This window comes from Mesorhizobium sp. BR115XR7A, from assembly GCF_020165315.1.
GTDB classification, from domain to species: Bacteria; Pseudomonadota; Alphaproteobacteria; order Rhizobiales; family Rhizobiaceae; genus Mesorhizobium; species Mesorhizobium australicum.
In genome coordinates this window covers 321,335-335,489 of record NZ_JAIUHW010000005.1, presented here as the reverse complement: position 1 = coordinate 335,489, position 14,155 = coordinate 321,335, and the positions used below count along the sequence as shown (strand labels likewise).

Annotated in this window: 12 protein-coding genes; 7 read left to right on the top strand and 5 right to left on the bottom strand. The window is 64.5% G+C overall.

From position 1 onward, the window contains the following. Positions 1-6: 6 nt before the first annotated feature. The 4 genes from thiB (at position 7) to LB557_RS13385 (ending at position 5,170) form a co-directional block, all read left to right on the top strand. Positions 7-1,005: a thiamine ABC transporter substrate binding subunit gene (gene thiB, locus LB557_RS13400; protein WP_224643733.1), complete on the top strand. Its 999-nt coding sequence runs from the start codon at positions 7-9 to the stop codon at positions 1,003-1,005. A gap of 68 nt (positions 1,006-1,073) precedes the next feature. Beyond that, entirely contained in the window at positions 1,074-2,702 is a 1,629-nt protein-coding gene (gene thiP, locus LB557_RS13395) for a thiamine/thiamine pyrophosphate ABC transporter permease (protein WP_224643734.1), read from the top strand. Beyond that, positions 2,695-3,471, top strand: a complete 777-nt coding sequence (gene thiQ, locus LB557_RS13390; protein WP_140874790.1) for a thiamine ABC transporter ATP-binding protein — start codon at positions 2,695-2,697, stop codon at positions 3,469-3,471. Before thiP ends, thiQ begins: the two co-directional genes overlap by 8 nt. Before the next feature lie 229 nt (positions 3,472-3,700). After that, positions 3,701-5,170, top strand: coding sequence for a M48 family metalloprotease (locus tag LB557_RS13385; protein ID WP_023784820.1), 1,470 nt, complete (start codon positions 3,701-3,703; stop codon positions 5,168-5,170). Positions 5,171-5,186: 16 nt separating this feature from the next. Here LB557_RS13385 and LB557_RS13380 read toward each other — a convergent pair whose 3' ends face one another. After that, positions 5,187-6,050 (bottom strand): RNA polymerase factor sigma-32, encoded by an 864-nt coding sequence (locus LB557_RS13380; RefSeq protein ID WP_224644300.1) that lies wholly within the window; start codon positions 6,048-6,050, stop codon positions 5,187-5,189. 301 nt (positions 6,051-6,351) lie between these two features. Here LB557_RS13380 and LB557_RS13375 point away from each other — a divergent pair, with 301 nt between their 5' ends. The 3 genes from LB557_RS13375 to LB557_RS13365 all read left to right on the top strand — a co-directional run bounded on the left by LB557_RS13375 (position 6,352) and on the right by LB557_RS13365 (position 8,710). Beyond that, positions 6,352-7,125 (top strand): amino acid ABC transporter substrate-binding protein, encoded by a 774-nt coding sequence (locus LB557_RS13375; RefSeq protein WP_224644299.1) that lies wholly within the window; start codon positions 6,352-6,354, stop codon positions 7,123-7,125. A 137-nt stretch (positions 7,126-7,262) separates the two neighbouring features. Next, positions 7,263-7,943, top strand: a complete 681-nt coding sequence (locus tag LB557_RS13370) for an amino acid ABC transporter permease (protein ID WP_027141826.1) — start codon at positions 7,263-7,265, stop codon at positions 7,941-7,943. Continuing rightward, positions 7,940-8,710: an amino acid ABC transporter ATP-binding protein gene (locus LB557_RS13365; protein WP_015315300.1), complete on the top strand. Its 771-nt coding sequence runs from the start codon at positions 7,940-7,942 to the stop codon at positions 8,708-8,710. Before LB557_RS13370 ends, LB557_RS13365 begins: the two co-directional genes overlap by 4 nt. A 78-nt stretch (positions 8,711-8,788) precedes the next feature. Here the strand turns inward: LB557_RS13365 and LB557_RS13360 are convergent, their stop codons facing one another. The 4 genes from LB557_RS13360 to LB557_RS13345 all read right to left on the bottom strand — a co-directional run bounded on the left by LB557_RS13360 (position 8,789) and on the right by LB557_RS13345 (position 14,060). Then, the gene (locus LB557_RS13360) at positions 8,789-9,370 is read right to left on the bottom strand and encodes a CarD family transcriptional regulator (RefSeq protein ID WP_015315301.1); all 582 of its coding nucleotides are present in this window, start codon (positions 9,368-9,370) and stop codon (positions 8,789-8,791) included. A 368-nt stretch (positions 9,371-9,738) separates the two neighbouring features. Continuing rightward, positions 9,739-10,077, bottom strand: a complete 339-nt coding sequence (gene fdxA / locus LB557_RS13355; RefSeq protein WP_015315302.1) for a ferredoxin FdxA — start codon at positions 10,075-10,077, stop codon at positions 9,739-9,741. 229 nt (positions 10,078-10,306) lie between these two features. After that, positions 10,307-10,693 (bottom strand): RNA-binding S4 domain-containing protein, encoded by a 387-nt coding sequence (locus LB557_RS13350; protein ID WP_224591598.1) that lies wholly within the window; start codon positions 10,691-10,693, stop codon positions 10,307-10,309. Between the two features lie 10 nt (positions 10,694-10,703). Continuing rightward, entirely contained in the window at positions 10,704-14,060 is a 3,357-nt protein-coding gene (locus tag LB557_RS13345) for a helicase-related protein (RefSeq protein WP_224713066.1), read from the bottom strand. Positions 14,061-14,155: the final 95 nt, after the last annotated feature.

Sequence of the window (14,155 nt, the reverse complement as noted above, 5' to 3'; positions counted from 1 at the left end):
GCGCCGATGCGCACGTTTTTATATTCTCTGGTCGCCGCCACGGCAGTAACCCTGTCCGGGCCGGCCTTGGCCAAGGACAAGCTGACCGTCTACACCTATGAGAGCTTCACCGCCGACTGGGGTCCAGGTCCCGTGGTGAAGAAGGAATTCGAGGCAGAATGCGGCTGCGATCTCGAGTTCGTCTCGGTCGCCGATGGCGTGGCGCTGCTCAACCGCGTCAAGCTGGAAGGCGCTTCGACCAAGGCCGACATCGTGCTCGGCCTCGACACCAATCTCACCGCCGATGCCAAGGCCTCGGGCCTGTTCGCGCCACATGGCGCAATAACGGACGTCAACGTGCCGGGCGGCTGGACCGACAACACTTTTGTCCCGTTCGATTACGGCTACTTCGCCGTCGTCTACGACACTGAAAAGCTGAAGAGCCCACCCAAGAGCTTGAAGGATTTGGTGGAGGGTAGCGCCGACGACAAGATCGTCATCCAGGACCCGCGCACATCGACGCCCGGTCTCGGCCTGCTGTTGTGGGTGAAGTCGGTCTACGGCGACAAGGCGCCGGAGGCCTGGGCCAAGCTCAAGACCAAGGTGCTGACCGTGACGCCGGGCTGGAGCGAGGCCTATGGCCTGTTCACCAAGGGCGAGGCGCCGATGGTGCTGTCCTACACCACCTCGCCGGCCTACCACATGGTCGCCGAGAACACCGAGCGCTATCAGGCGGCGTCGTTCGAGGAAGGCGAATATCTGCAGATCGAGGTCGCGGGCATCACCACGACCGGCGCCAAGAATCCGCTGGCGGAAAAGTTCATGGCCTTCATGACTGGGCCGAAATTCCAGGACGCCATCCCCGAGACCAACTGGATGTTCCCGGCCGGGAAGACCGACAAGCCGCTCAACCCCGCCTTCGACAAGCTGGTCAAGCCGACCAAGACCTTGCTGTTCAGCCCGGAGGAGGTCGCGGCCAACCGCAAAGCCTGGGTCGATGAATGGCTGGCGGTGATGAGCAAGTAGGTTTTGTGGGCTAATCTCGTGAGATGAACGCTCTCCGGCGATGCTCCCTAAGCTTCACCCAATCGTTGATGTGCGGTGTGCAAACCCGCTCTGATCCCCGCATCACAGCCGGCGTGATAGGGCTCGCCGCCATCGCCATTTTGATCGGCGGAGCGTTTGCGGGGCTGCTTGTCGAAGGTGCTCGCGATTTTTCCGGCGCTTGGGCTGCGTTCGATCTCTACCTGTTCCGGGTCGTGCGCTTCACGCTCTGGCAGGCGGCCCTGTCGACGCTGCTCTCGGTCGGGCCGGCCCTGCTCGTGGCGCGGGCGCTGTCGCGGCATCCACGGTTTTTCGGCCGTGCCTTCATCCTGCAGCTCTTCGCCGTGCCGCTGGCGCTGCCGGGCATCGTCGCGGCGCTCGGTATCCTGGCGCTCTATGGCCGCGCCGGCTATTTCTCCGGCTTTCTCAGCGCCGTCGGCGGCCAGGGTTGGCCGGGCATCTATGGCCTGTCCGGCATTCTCGTCGCCCATGTCTTCTTCAACCTGCCGCTGGCCACACGTCTGCTCCTCGAGGCGCTGCGGACCATTCCCTCCGACCAGTGGCGGCTGGCGAGCCAGCTCGGCATGGGGGCGCGGCCGGCATTCCGGCTGATCGAGTGGCCGACGCTGCGTGCCGCGCTGCCCGGGGTCGCCGGACTTGTCTTCATGCTGTGCGTCACATCCTTCACCATCGTGCTGACGCTCGGCGGCGGGCCGGCCGCGACGACGCTCGAAGTCGGCATCTATCAGGCATTGCGCTTCGATTTCGATCCCGCGAGGGCTGTCGCTCTGACGCTGCTGCAGATCGCCTTGACCTTCATCGTGGTGCTGGCGTTGACCCGACTCGGAGCCGACGTCGTCGGCGACGTCAACCTGCCGGTCGCGCCGCGCCGCTACCTCTCCGTCAACAGGACCGAAGCCTGGCTGAACGCGACGCTCATCGTGTTGGCCTTGCTGTTCGTTGCGGGGCCGATGGCGGCGACCGTGGCGGCCGGCCTTGGCGCCGACCTCGGCCGGCTTGCAGGCGAGGCCACTGTCCGTCAGGCGACGCTGACCAGTGCCGTGCTCGCTTTCCTTTCGGCATTGCTTTCGGTGATGCTTTCGCTGGCATTGACCATGGCGCGCAGGGCGCTGGCGTCGAACCGCCGCTTCGGGGCAAGGACACTGCTCGAACATGCCACCGATACCGGCGCCGGGTTTGTCCTGGTCGTGCCGCCGATCGTCGTCGGCGCCGGCTGGTTCCTGTTGCTGCGCCATGTCGGCGATGTGTTAGCCATCGCCCCGCTCATGGTCGTCACCGTCAACGCTGTCATGGCGATGCCTTTTGCGCTGCGCGCCATCCGTCCCGCCTATGATGCGGCAAGCGAGCGTCACGAGCGGCTTTGCGCGCAGCTTGGAATTTCCGGCTGGTCAAGACTGTGGCTGGTCGACTGGCCGACGTTGCGGCGCCCGCTGGCCACCGCTTTTGCCTTCGCCATGGCACTGTCGCTCGGCGATCTCGGCGTCATCGCCCTGTTCGGCAGTGATTCCGTGCAGACCTTGCCCTACCTTCTCCTGGCGCGCATGGGCAGCTACCGAACCGAGGACGCCGCCGGCTTGGCGCTGCTGCTCGGCCTTGTCTGCCTGGCACTGGTGCTGGCAGCGGACCGGCTGGGAAAGGAGACGGCCCGCAATGTCTGACGGGGCGGCTGGCGGCAAAGGGGTTTCGGTGCGGCTGGACAAGGTTTCGTTCAGCTATGGCGAGACGTTGTTCACCTTCGATGCCGAGTTCACGGCGGGGCAAATCACCGCCATCATGGGACCGAGCGGCTCCGGAAAGTCGACGCTGCTCAATCTGGTGGCCGGCTTCGAGCCGCCGCGATCCGGCCGCGTGCTGATCGGCGGGGCCGATGTCAGCACCGCGCCACCGGCGACGCGGCCAGTGTCGATGGTTTTTCAGGAAAACAACCTTTTCGCGCATCTTTCCGTCGAGCAGAATGTCGGGCTCGGCCGTTCGCCATCGTTGCGGCTGGCCGAAGGCGATCGCGCTGCGATCGCCGATGCGCTTGCGCGCACCGGCCTTGCCGGCAAGGAGAAGCGGCTGCCCCGCGAACTTTCCGGCGGTGAGCGCCAGCGCGTTGCCCTGGCTCGCGTGCTGGTGCGTGACCGCCCGGTGCTGCTGCTCGACGAGCCCTTCGCTTCGCTTGGGCCCGCCTTGCGAGACGATATGCTCGACCTGGTTGCCGGCCTGCATGCCGAGCGTGGCATGACGGTGCTGTTCGTCACGCACCAGCCGCAAGATGCGCGCCGCATCGGTCAGAGGCTGGTGTTTATCGAGAACGGCGCGGTCGCCGCTATCGGCACGGCGGATGATTTCTTTGCCGGGGCTGGTCCGGAGGCATTCCGGCGCTATATCGGAGCCGGTGCCGGGGATTCCTTATCACGAGATATTGCCCGGAAGCGGACATAATTTACGCTCAAACCGGCCCGATGCGATGTGGCGCTTGCTTGCCATGACTGGAGTAGTGTGGCTAGGTCCGCTCGATACCGGTCCGGCACAGGCCGTGATTTGCCTACAGCTTCCGCCGCATGCTCCGAGGGGCGCGTGACGGATACTGTAGCAGTTTGTTTTGCGCATGTGGTCATGTGCAGGGACCTGAAAGGAAGCCGTTCTGGCGATCGGCGTTGACAGGCTACGAATGAACCCGCTGGCGCGCTTTCTGGCGCTGGCCGGCTTTGCCGTGGCGCTGGCAAGCTGCCAGATGTTCACGCCTCCGGAAGTCCAGGAATCAGGCTTCCAGCCATCCGACAAGCCGATCACGGTCGACAATGTCGCCGCCAACAACAAGCTCGCGGAACTCGCCAAGGCGCAGCATCCGCGCATCCTGGCGACCTATGGCGGCGAATATTCCGATCCCAAGCTCGAACGCATGGTCGCCAAGGTGGTCGGCAATCTGACCGTGGTGTCGGCGAACCCAACCCAGACCTATCGCATCACCATCCTCAATTCGCCCAACGTCAACGCCTTCGCGCTGCCGGGCGGCTATCTCTACATAACGCGCGGCCTCTTGGCGCTGGCCAATGATTCGTCCGAGCTCGCCGCCGTCATCGCGCATGAGATGGGCCACGTCACCGCCAATCATGGGCTGCAGCGCCAGCAGCTGGAGGCCGAGGAAGGTCTGGCGACCAAGGTCGTTTCCGATGTGCTTGGCGACAGCCCGACCGCCAAGGCTGCACTCATCCGCGGCAAGCTCAGGCTGGCGCAGTTCTCGCGCAACCAGGAGCTTGAGGCTGACGCCATCGGCATCAAGTCGATCGGCGAAGCCGGCTACGATCCCTATGCCGCCGGCCGCTTCCTGCAGTCGATGTCGGCCTATACCGATTTCCGCTCGATCAGCGGCGCCACCGACGCCAGCCTCGACTTCCTGGCGACGCACCCCAACACGCCGCAACGCATCGATTTGGCACAGCGGCACGCCCGCCAGTTCGGTGCGCCCGGCTTCGGTACACGCGACCGCGATTCCTTCCTCGCCGGCATAGACGGCCTGCTTTACGGCGACACGCCGGAAGAAGGCTATGTGCGCGGCGAAACCTTCCTGCATCCAGGCTTGGGCGTGTCGTTCACGGTGCCGGACGGTTTCATCATCGACAATTCGGCGGCGGCCGTGACGGCGACCGGTCCCGGCGACATAGCGATCCGCTTCGACGGCGTTTCGATCGACAAGAACCGCGCCCTGACCGACTATATCAGAAGCGGCTGGGTGGCCGGGCTCGACGACAGCACCGTCAAGCAGGAAACCATCAACGGCAATGAGGCGGCGACCGCCCATGCAGGCGCCGAAGGCTGGCAGTTCGATATCGCTGTGATCCGCGCCGGCGGCCAGGTTTACCGATTGCTGACCGCAGCCCCCTCGGCCAGCACCTCGCTTGAAACGGTGGCGCGCTCGGTCAGCGGCTCCTTCCGTATCCTCAGCCCCGCCGAGAAGGCGGCACTGAAGCCACTGCATATTCGTGTGCTCACCGTGCAGCCGGGACAGACCATGGGATCGCTTGCCGCGCAGATGGTTGGCGTCGACCGCAAGCTCGACCTGTTCCGCGTGCTCAATGCGCTGTCGCCGGGGGCCGCGGTTTCGGCCGGCGACAAGGTCAAGATCGTCACCGACAAATAAAAGCCCGAGCGGGAGATCAGGCGGCGGTCGCCATGAAATCCGGATTCTGCTTCACCAGCGCGACCTTGAGCTTTTCCATGGCGCGCGCCTCGATCTGGCGGACACGTTCCTTTGAGATGCCGAGCGTCTCGCCGAGCGCCTCGAGCGTGGCCCCCTCGTCATTCAGCCGGCGTTCCTCGATGATCCTGAGTTCACGCGCGTTGAGTGCGTGAAGCGCTTCCTTCAGCCAGAGCGAGCGGCGCGCGACATCGATCTTGTCGCCGACAATTTCGTCCGGCAAGGGATCGTCCGAGACCAGGAAATCCATCCGCTCGGTGCCGCCCGCATCGTCGGCCAGCGGCACGTTCAGCGAAGAATCCGGAGCCGACAGCCGTGAATCCATCATCGCCACATCAGCCTCGGATACACCAAGCGCAACCGAAACCTCGCGGTAGAGATTTGTGTTGGAGAGCGGCTCGGCGCCGTTCGCGAGACGCGCACGCAAGCGTCTGAGATTGAAGAACAGGGCCTTTTGCGCCGAACTGGTGCCACCACGCACAATCGACCAGTTGCGCAGGATGTAGTCCTGCATCGAGGCGCGGATCCACCACGTCGCGTAGGTCGAGAACCGCACCTCGCGCTCCGGTTCGAAACGGGCGGCGGCCTCGAGCAGTCCGACATGGCCTTCCTGAACCAGATCGCCGAGCGGCAGCCCGTAATGGCGGAATTTCGAGGCCATGGAAATAACCAGCCGCATGTGGGCGACGGTGATGCTGTGCAGCGCGTTCTGATCGTTGTCTTCCTTCCAGAGCAATGCCAGCCGATGCTCCTCCTCGCGCTCGAGATAGGGTGCCTTCATTGCCGCGCGGACCATGATCCGTCCTGCCGTGTCTTCCATCATAAGGCGCTCCGTGGCTCGGCGAGGCGAATGGCAGACACCGGCTTGAAATGACGGCGGCGTGCCCTACAACAGCCAAAACTGTCATGCGCGAGAAAGGTTCCGCCGGTGCGGGCAGGGCAAGCGCTAGCGTCCGCGCAGCTGTCTGGAACTTCCGGGCCTGCGAGTGAATTCCTTCCGGAGAATTTGATTTCCGGAAGACGCTCTGTTTGAAATTTCATTCCTTATTTTTTCGACCTGCATCTGTCATTTTCCAGCCCTCACAACATGCCGGGTTACCGGCCAAGGACGGGATCACAGAAAAATGAAATGGCTCAAGTCACTCATCATCGCCGGAACGTTGCAGGCCCTGGCCGTCGCATCGGGCCACGCCGGCGCCAATCTCGACCAGATCAAGCAGGCCGGAATCATCAAGGTCGGTACGGAGGGCACCTACGCTCCCTTCACCTACCATGACGCTTCCGGCGCGCTGGTTGGCTTCGATGTCGAGATCGCGAAGGCGATCGCCGATAAGCTCGGCGTCAAGGCTGAGTTCCTCGAAGGCAAGTGGGACGGGCTGATCGCCGGCCTCGACGTCAACCGTTATGATGCCGTCATCAACGAAGTCGGCATCACCGACGCCCGCAAGGCCAAGTACGCCTTTTCCGATCCCTATATCGCCTCCAAGGCAGTGCTGATCGTGCGCGGCGACAACACCGACATCAAGACCTTCGCCGACCTCAAGGGCAAGAAGTCGGCGCAGTCGCTGACATCCAATTTCGGCAAGCTGGCCGAGTCCAATGGCGCCGAACTGGTCGGCACCGACGGCTTCGACCAGTCGATCCAGCTGCTTTTGACCGGCCGTGCGGACGCTACCATCAATGACAGCCTGTCGTTCCTCGACTTCAAGAAGCACAAGCCCGACGCCAATGTGAAGATCGCCGCCCAGGAAGAGAATGCCGATTACTCCGGCGTCATCGTGCGCAAGGGCGATCCGGAGCTGGTCGCGGCCATCAACAAGGCGCTGGCCGACATCAAGGCGGACGGCACCTACCAGAAGATCGCCAACACCTATTTCGGCCAGGACGTCTCGAAGTAATTCACCAAGCGGGGCCGGCTGTCGCCCTGTGATGTATCCAGCGGCGAGTCGTCTTTGACGGCTCGCCGCTTTTGTCGTGATATGGCTGGCGCATTCGCGCTTCGATGACGTTCCCCGTCCATTCCGGAGGATCTTTCGTGCCGCACTGGCTACAACTGATGCTGGACTCGCTGCCCTCGCTGCTGTGGGCAGCGTTGATCTTTACCGTGCCGCTGACGTTGCTGTCCTTCGTGCTCGGCCTGACGGTAGGGCTGGGCGCGGCGCTCGGCAGGCTGTTCGGCCCGAAGCCGCTGGTGGCGCTCGTGCGCTTCTATGTCTGGATCTTCCGCGGCACGCCGCTCTTGGTGCAGCTCTTCCTGATCTTCTACGGCCTGCCGTCGGTCGGCATCCTGCTTGACGCCTTCACGGCGGCGCTGATCGGCTTCACGCTCAACATCGGGGCCTACACGTCGGAAATCATCCGGGCGGCCATCGGCTCGGTGCCCAAGGGCCAGTGGGAGGCCGCCTATTCGATCGGGATGACCTGGAGCCAGGCGATGCGGCGCACCATTCTGCCGCAAGCCGGACGGGTGGCGGTGCCGCCGCTCTCCAACACCTTCATCTCGCTGGTCAAGGACACGTCGCTGGCCGCCGCCATCACCGTGCCGGAAATGTTCCAGGCGGCGCAACGCATCGTCGCCACCACCTATGAGCCGCTCATCCTCTATGTCGAGGCGGCGATCCTCTATCTGGCGATGAGTTCGGTACTGTCGGCCTTGCAGACGCGACTGGAGGAGCGGCTCAACCGCTATGGCGGCTTCCTGGAGGCACGCTCATGATCAGCCTCACCAACATCGAAAAGCGTTTCGGCGATAATCTCGTGCTGAAGGGGGTGACTGTCGCCATCGCCGAAGGCAGCGTCACCGCGCTTGTCGGCCCTTCCGGCGGGGGGAAAAGCACGCTGCTGCGCTGCATCAACCTGCTGGAGATCCCAACCTCGGGCACGGTGCGGATCGGTGACGAGACGCTTGAGTTCCGCCCGGGCGGGAAGGTGCCGGCGGCGGACATAAGGCGTCTGCGCCTGCAGACCGGCATGGTGTTCCAGAATTTCCAGTTGTTTCCGCATCGCACCGCCATCGAAAATGTCATGGAAGGCTTGGTTACGGTGCTCAAATGGTCGCCGCAGAAGGCACATGAGCGGGCACTCGCGCTGCTGGAGAAGGTCGGCATGGTGCATAAGGCCGATGCCTGGCCGGCGACGCTGTCGGGCGGCCAGCAGCAGCGCGTGGCGATCGCCCGCGCCCTGGCGCCGTCGCCGAAGGTGTTGCTGTGCGACGAACCGACTTCGGCGCTCGATCCGGAGCTGGCGCAGGAGGTGGTCGATGTGCTGGGTCAGCTCGCCAGCGAGGGAACGACCATGGTGATGGCGACGCATGATTTGCGCCTGGCCTCCAAGATCGCCCAGGAGGCGGTGTTCCTCGACGCCGGCGTCATCGTCGAGCAGGGGGCATCCGCCAAGCTGTTCGGCAATCCGGAGCGCGAACGCACCAAGCGGTTTATCGCCACGCTGAAGCAGGAGGCGGCGGAGGAAGAGGGAGGCGCATAGGCGCGACAATCGCGGCCTTCCCCAAAAAACAAAAACCCGACGCGAGGCCGGGTTTCGTCAACTTGAATGCGAAAAAGCTCAGGCAGCTTCTTCCTGCTCGGCTTCCTCATTGTCGGCCTTGGCGCCACGCTTGGGGCCTTTGTTGAGGTTGACCTCGATCAGGCGCACGGCTTCGGTTTCCGACATGCGGTTGACGGCCGCGATCTCGCGGGCCATGCGGTCGAGTGCCGCCTCGTAGAGCTGGCGTTCGGAATAGGACTGCTCCGGCTGGTTGTCGGCGCGATAGAGGTCGCGCACGACTTCCGAGATCGAGATCAGGTCGCCCGAATTGATCTTGGCATCATATTCCTGGGCACGGCGCGACCACATGGTGCGCTTGACGCGGGCGCGGCCCTGCACGACCTTCAGCGCGCGCTCGACATAATCCTCTTCCGACAGCTTGCGCATGCCGATCGAGGTCGCCTTGGCGACCGGCACCTTCAGGCGCATCTTGTCCTTCTGGAAGTCGATGACGAACAGTTCCAGCTTGTGGCCGGCCACTTCCTGCTCGTCGATCGAGACGATCTGGCCGACGCCATGCGCCGGATAGACGATGAACTCGCCGGTCTTGAAACCGTGACGTGCAGCTGTGGACTTCTTCTGCGGGGTGATCGTTGCCATTACGCCCTGAACTCCTTGTTGTGGGCCGGCGGCGGTGCCGGCTGAACTCACGTGATCGGGGTCACCGATCATTAGCCGCACAACAGATGACCCACCGGAAAAGCCGGGACCGGCAAACCGCAAGAATTGCGACCGCCTGGCCCAGATCGCTCTGGTCCGGAATGGGATTTTCACCTTTCAGTGATTTGGGGCGTCTGCGCCATAAATCGACGTTGTGTCACCGGCATGTTTCGCTGATGTAACACAAAAAGTCGGGAGAATCAAGGTTTTGCTGCGTAAGCGAAGGCCACAACCAATCGCCGCCTGTCAAGGCGGTTAATCCGGCGTGCCTGTTACGCTGCGTCATACAAGCCTTTACAGCGGTGTTGTCAATCGCCTTCGCCGGGCTCGGCGGAGAAGTATTTCTCGAATTTGCCGGCCTCGCCGTCGAAGCTCTTGGCGTCGGCCGGCGGCTCCTTCTTGGCGGTGATGTTGGGCCATTTATCGGCATATTCGGTGTTGATCTGCAGCCATTTGTCGAGGCCGGACTCGGTGTCGGGCTTGATCGCGTCGGCCGGGCATTCCGGCTCGCAGACGCCGCAGTCGATGCACTCGTCGGGATGGATGACGAGCATGTTCTCGCCTTCGTAGAAACAGTCGACCGGACAGACCTCGATGCAGTCCATATATTTGCATTTGATGCAGTTGTCGGTCACCACATAGGTCATCGGTCGGCTCCGGGACGTCCCGTTTTTGTTGGCTTTTTCCGTGAGGTAACGCCTTTATGGGCTGCTTGCAAGGGTAGCCATCCCCAGCGGCGCCAGAGTTTGGGAATTGAATTTCAGATCGGCGGTGCCGCGACGGTCCCGCATCCCTCACCGACGTTGGTTTGCCGGTGCAAAATTCGCTTTTGGTTGCCGTTGCCGCGGGAGCGCACATCTGCGTCGATCGGCAGGCTCAATCTTCGTCGCGCAATCGGTCGGTCTGGCGACGCTCTTTTTTGGTGGGGCGGCCGCTGCCTGCCTGGCGCAGCGCCGCGATAGCATCGGGCGGGGCGTCGCCCTTCGGTGCGGGCGGGGGCGACATGTCTTGATAAAGGGTGCGGGCTTCCTCGGACGGGCCGCGCCGCGCGCCAGCGCCGAGCACCTTCCAGACGAAGATACGCCGGTCGAGTGTGATGGTCAGCACGTCGCCTGGCTTGACCAGATCGGAGGCCTGCGCTGCTTTGTCGCGATTGATGCGCACGCGGCCGGCGACCACCAATTTGGCCGCCAGCGAGCGCGATTTCACCGCGCGCGAGAAGAACAGCCATTTGTCGATGCGCTGACGGCCTTCAGCAACCATCGAAGCGAGTTTACTTCTTCAATTGGTCGCGCAAGGCGGCGAGCTTGGCGAAGGGCGAGTCCGGATCGAAACGCACCGGGCGCTCCTCGCGGGGCTTGGGCTGGAAAGCGGGCTTTCCGCCGCGATCGGCACCCTTGCCTTCCGGCCTGCCGCCCTTCCAGTCTGGCCGGCCTTCTCGGCGCTCGGGACGCTCGCCCTGCGGGCGGCCGTCGCGGCGCTCAGCGCCCTCAGCTTGCGGCTTGGGCTTGAACTTCGAGCGGTCGAAGCGCGGCTTTCCGGCGCCGTCGCGGCGCCCTTCGTGCGCGGGACGGTCCGCGGGCGCGGCTGCTGCCTGTTCGCCGCCGGCCGGCGCGTTGCTTCGGCCGCGCGCCTGTCCGTTTTGCGGCCGGTTGTTGCGGCCGTCGCGATGACGCGGACGCTGGTCGAAGCGACCTTGGCGCCACAGCAGGATCGGCTTTGGCGCTTCGGCTTCCGGCACGGGTTCGCCGGCGGCTTCCGCCACTGCAGCCGGTTCGGCGGCTTCCGTCGACGCGGAGGCTTCGACGGCGGGCTCCGCCGCTGCGGTTTCCTCGGTGGGCTCGGCAGTTTCAGGTTCGGCCCGCTGCTCAACTGGCGCCGGCTCGGCGGCTTCAACAGCGGCTTCGGCTACAGGTTCCTCCGCAACTTCAGCGGTGGCTTCCGCCTGCTCTTGCGCGACAGCTTCCACCGGCGCGTCGGCGGCGACTTCGGCTGGAACCTCCGTCTCCACGTCGGTTGCCGCATCCGGCACCAGTTCGGCTCCCTCGGCGGCCGACTCTTCCGCCGCCTTGGCTTGTTCCGCGCGGGCTGCTTCTTCGGCTGCCTGCCTGGCCGCGGCGGCTTCCCGCGCGGCATTGTCCTGCGCTTCCAGCCGTGCCTTGACTTCCGCGGCCGGCTTCGGCTCGGCGCGATAGCCAAGCCCCTTGAGGATCTCTTCCATGTCGTCGGCGGTGGCGCCAAGGATCGACATCATCGGCGGCGTCACCATGAAGGACTGGCCGTCATAGGCGCCGTCCGGACGCTGGCCAAGGCCGGGCTTCCAGTTGGTCGCCGGGCGGATCAGGTCGGCCAGCCGCTCCAGAATGTCGATGCGCACGGCGCGGCGGCCGAGATTGCGGTAGCCAGCGAGCTTGTAGAAGGCCTTGTCGAAGGCCGGGTCGATGACAACAGAGGTGCGGCCCGAGGCCAGCGCGTGGACGACGTCGCCGAAGCCTGGCTTGTCCTTGCCGTCGTTCTTCAACGCCCACAGCAGCGTCACCAGCCCGGCGGGTGCCGGCTTGATCAGCGCGGGCACGAACACGTGGTAGGCGCCGAAGCGGACGCCAAGCCGGCGCAGCGCCGCGCGGCCTTCCTGGTCCAAGGATTTCATCTCTTCGGCGATGTCACGACGGTTGATGAGGCCGAAATTCTCGACCAGCTGGAAAGCGATGCCACGGCCGATGCCGGAAATCTGCTCGGCGTTCTTCAGATCGACCAGCGGCTTCAACAACGACTCGATCTGGAAATTGACGAAGCGTTCGGCGCGCGCCGCGACCTTGTCGCGCGCCGGGCCCGTCAGCTGTTCGTCAGCCAGCAACACCAGGCGCGGCTTCAGCGCGTCTTCGCCCGAGACCAGCGTGCCTATCGGCGCGCCGATCCAGCGCAGCGTGCCGTCCGAACCGAGCGCGAGATCGCCATTGGCGCAGGCGCCGAAGCGCTCCGCGCGTGCCTCGAACTCGGCGGCAAGCGCCTTTTGCGCGGCAGTGCGCACGGCCTTGGCGTCTTCGCCGCCGGCGGTCTGGTCGGCGGTGAAGCGGAACCCTTGCAACTCGCCGACATGATGGCCTTCGACAAGGACGGTTCCGGTAGGACTGATTTCGGCTTCAGGCATGGTATTTTCTCTAAGGCGCCGCATGAGGACGGAAGTCCTGCGGTCTACGAAGCGTTTCGTCAACCGCTCATGCAGCGCATCCGACAATCTGTCTTCGATTTCGCGCGTCTTTTCCTGCCAGTGTGCCTGATCGGCCAGCCAGCCGGGCCGGTTCGACACGAATGTCCAGGTGCGGATCTGGGCGATGCGGTGCGACAGCGTGTCGATGTCGCCCTCGGTGGTGTCGGCGCGGCGCACCTGTTCGGCCATGTAGTTCTCGTCGACATGGCCCTGCCGGGCGAGGTCCATGTAGATCGAGGCGATGAGGTCGGCATGCTGGGCAGGCGCGATCTTGCGATAGTCGGGCAGGGCGCAGGCTTCCCACAGCAGCGCCACGCGCTTGGCGTTGGTGGCGAGCGCGCGGATGTCTTCGTCGCGGGAGAGATGTTCGAGCGCTTGCGCATCGACGGCCGGCAGCGCGCGTGTCAGACCCTCGACCGGGGCGTTGGTCTCGATCGAGCGCTTCAGCGCATCGAGGCTGGCGAAATCGAATTGGGCGGTGCGCCACTGCAGCACCTTCACCGGGTCGAAGTCATGGCCCTCGATCTTCTGGACGAGGTCCTCGTCCAGCGGATCGACTTGGCCGGTGACGCCGAACGTGCCGTCACGCAGATGCCGGCCGGCGCGGCCGGCGATCTGGCCGAGTTCGGCCGCCGTCAGATTGCGGTACTGGTAGCCGTCGAACTTGCGGTTCTGGGCGAAGGCGACATGGTCGAGGTCGAGGTTGAGGCCCATGCCGATCGCGTCGGTGGCAATGAGGTAGTCGACATCGCCCGACTGGAACAGCGCCACCTGGGCGTTGCGGGTGCGGGGCGACAGCGCCCCGAGCACGACGGCCGCACCACCCTGCTGGCGGCGGATGAGTTCGGCGATGGCATAGACCTCGTCGGCGGAGAAGGCGACGATCGCGGTGCGCCGTGGCAAGCGGGTCAGTTTCTTGGAGCCGGCATAGGCGAGATGCGACAGCCGCGGCCGCGTCACCACGGAGATGCCTTTCAGCAGCCGCTGGAGAATGCCGTGCATGGTGGCCGCGCCAAGCAGCAGCGTCTCCTGGCGGCCGCGCAGATGCAGGATGCGGTCGGTGAAGATATGGCCGCGCTCGAGGTCGCCGGCCAGTTGCACCTCGTCGATGGCAACAAAGGCGGCGTCGGTTTCACGCGGCATGGCTTCGACGGTGCAGACCGAATATCTGGCGCCCGGCGGCTGGATCTTCTCCTCGCCGGTGATCAGCGCCACTTTGTTGGCACCGACCTTTTCGCAGACGCGCGTGTAGACCTCGCGGGCCAGCAGCCTCAGCGGCAGGCCGATGACACCGGTTTCGTGCGCCACCATGCGCTCGATGGCGAGATGGGTCTTGCCGGTGTTGGTCGGCCCAAGCACGGCGGTCACGTCGCGGCCCGACAGGATCAGCGGCTCGGTGTGTTTCGGCTGGATGTTCATCGGCTCGGAAATAAGGCTTTCTGGCCTCTCGTGGTCGGGAGCGTGCCAGGACGGCGCGTATGACAGCCGACACATAGGGATTTCGGGCGCGAAGC

Excerpts from the sequence above, each read along its gene's own strand:
- thiB (WP_224643733.1), top strand. The coding sequence starts at position 7 with ATGCGCACGTTTTTATATTCTCTGGTCGCCGCCACGGCAGTAACCCTG.
- thiP (WP_224643734.1), top strand. The coding sequence starts at position 1,074 with ATGTGCGGTGTGCAAACCCGCTCTGATCCCCGCATCACAGCCGGCGTG.
- LB557_RS13350 (WP_224591598.1), bottom strand. The coding sequence starts at position 10,693 with ATGGTTGCTGAAGGCCGTCAGCGCATCGACAAATGGCTGTTCTTCTCG.
- LB557_RS13380 (WP_224644300.1), bottom strand. The coding sequence starts at position 6,050 with ATGATGGAAGACACGGCAGGACGGATCATGGTCCGCGCGGCAATGAAG.
- LB557_RS13360 (WP_015315301.1), bottom strand. The coding sequence starts at position 9,370 with ATGGCAACGATCACCCCGCAGAAGAAGTCCACAGCTGCACGTCACGGT.
- LB557_RS13345 (WP_224713066.1), bottom strand. The coding sequence starts at position 14,060 with ATGAACATCCAGCCGAAACACACCGAGCCGCTGATCCTGTCGGGCCGC.
- LB557_RS13365 (WP_015315300.1), top strand. The coding sequence starts at position 7,940 with ATGATCAGCCTCACCAACATCGAAAAGCGTTTCGGCGATAATCTCGTG.
- LB557_RS13385 (WP_023784820.1), top strand. The coding sequence starts at position 3,701 with ATGAACCCGCTGGCGCGCTTTCTGGCGCTGGCCGGCTTTGCCGTGGCG.
- thiQ (WP_140874790.1), top strand. The coding sequence starts at position 2,695 with ATGTCTGACGGGGCGGCTGGCGGCAAAGGGGTTTCGGTGCGGCTGGAC.
- fdxA (WP_015315302.1), bottom strand. The coding sequence starts at position 10,077 with ATGACCTATGTGGTGACCGACAACTGCATCAAATGCAAATATATGGAC.
- LB557_RS13375 (WP_224644299.1), top strand. The coding sequence starts at position 6,352 with ATGAAATGGCTCAAGTCACTCATCATCGCCGGAACGTTGCAGGCCCTG.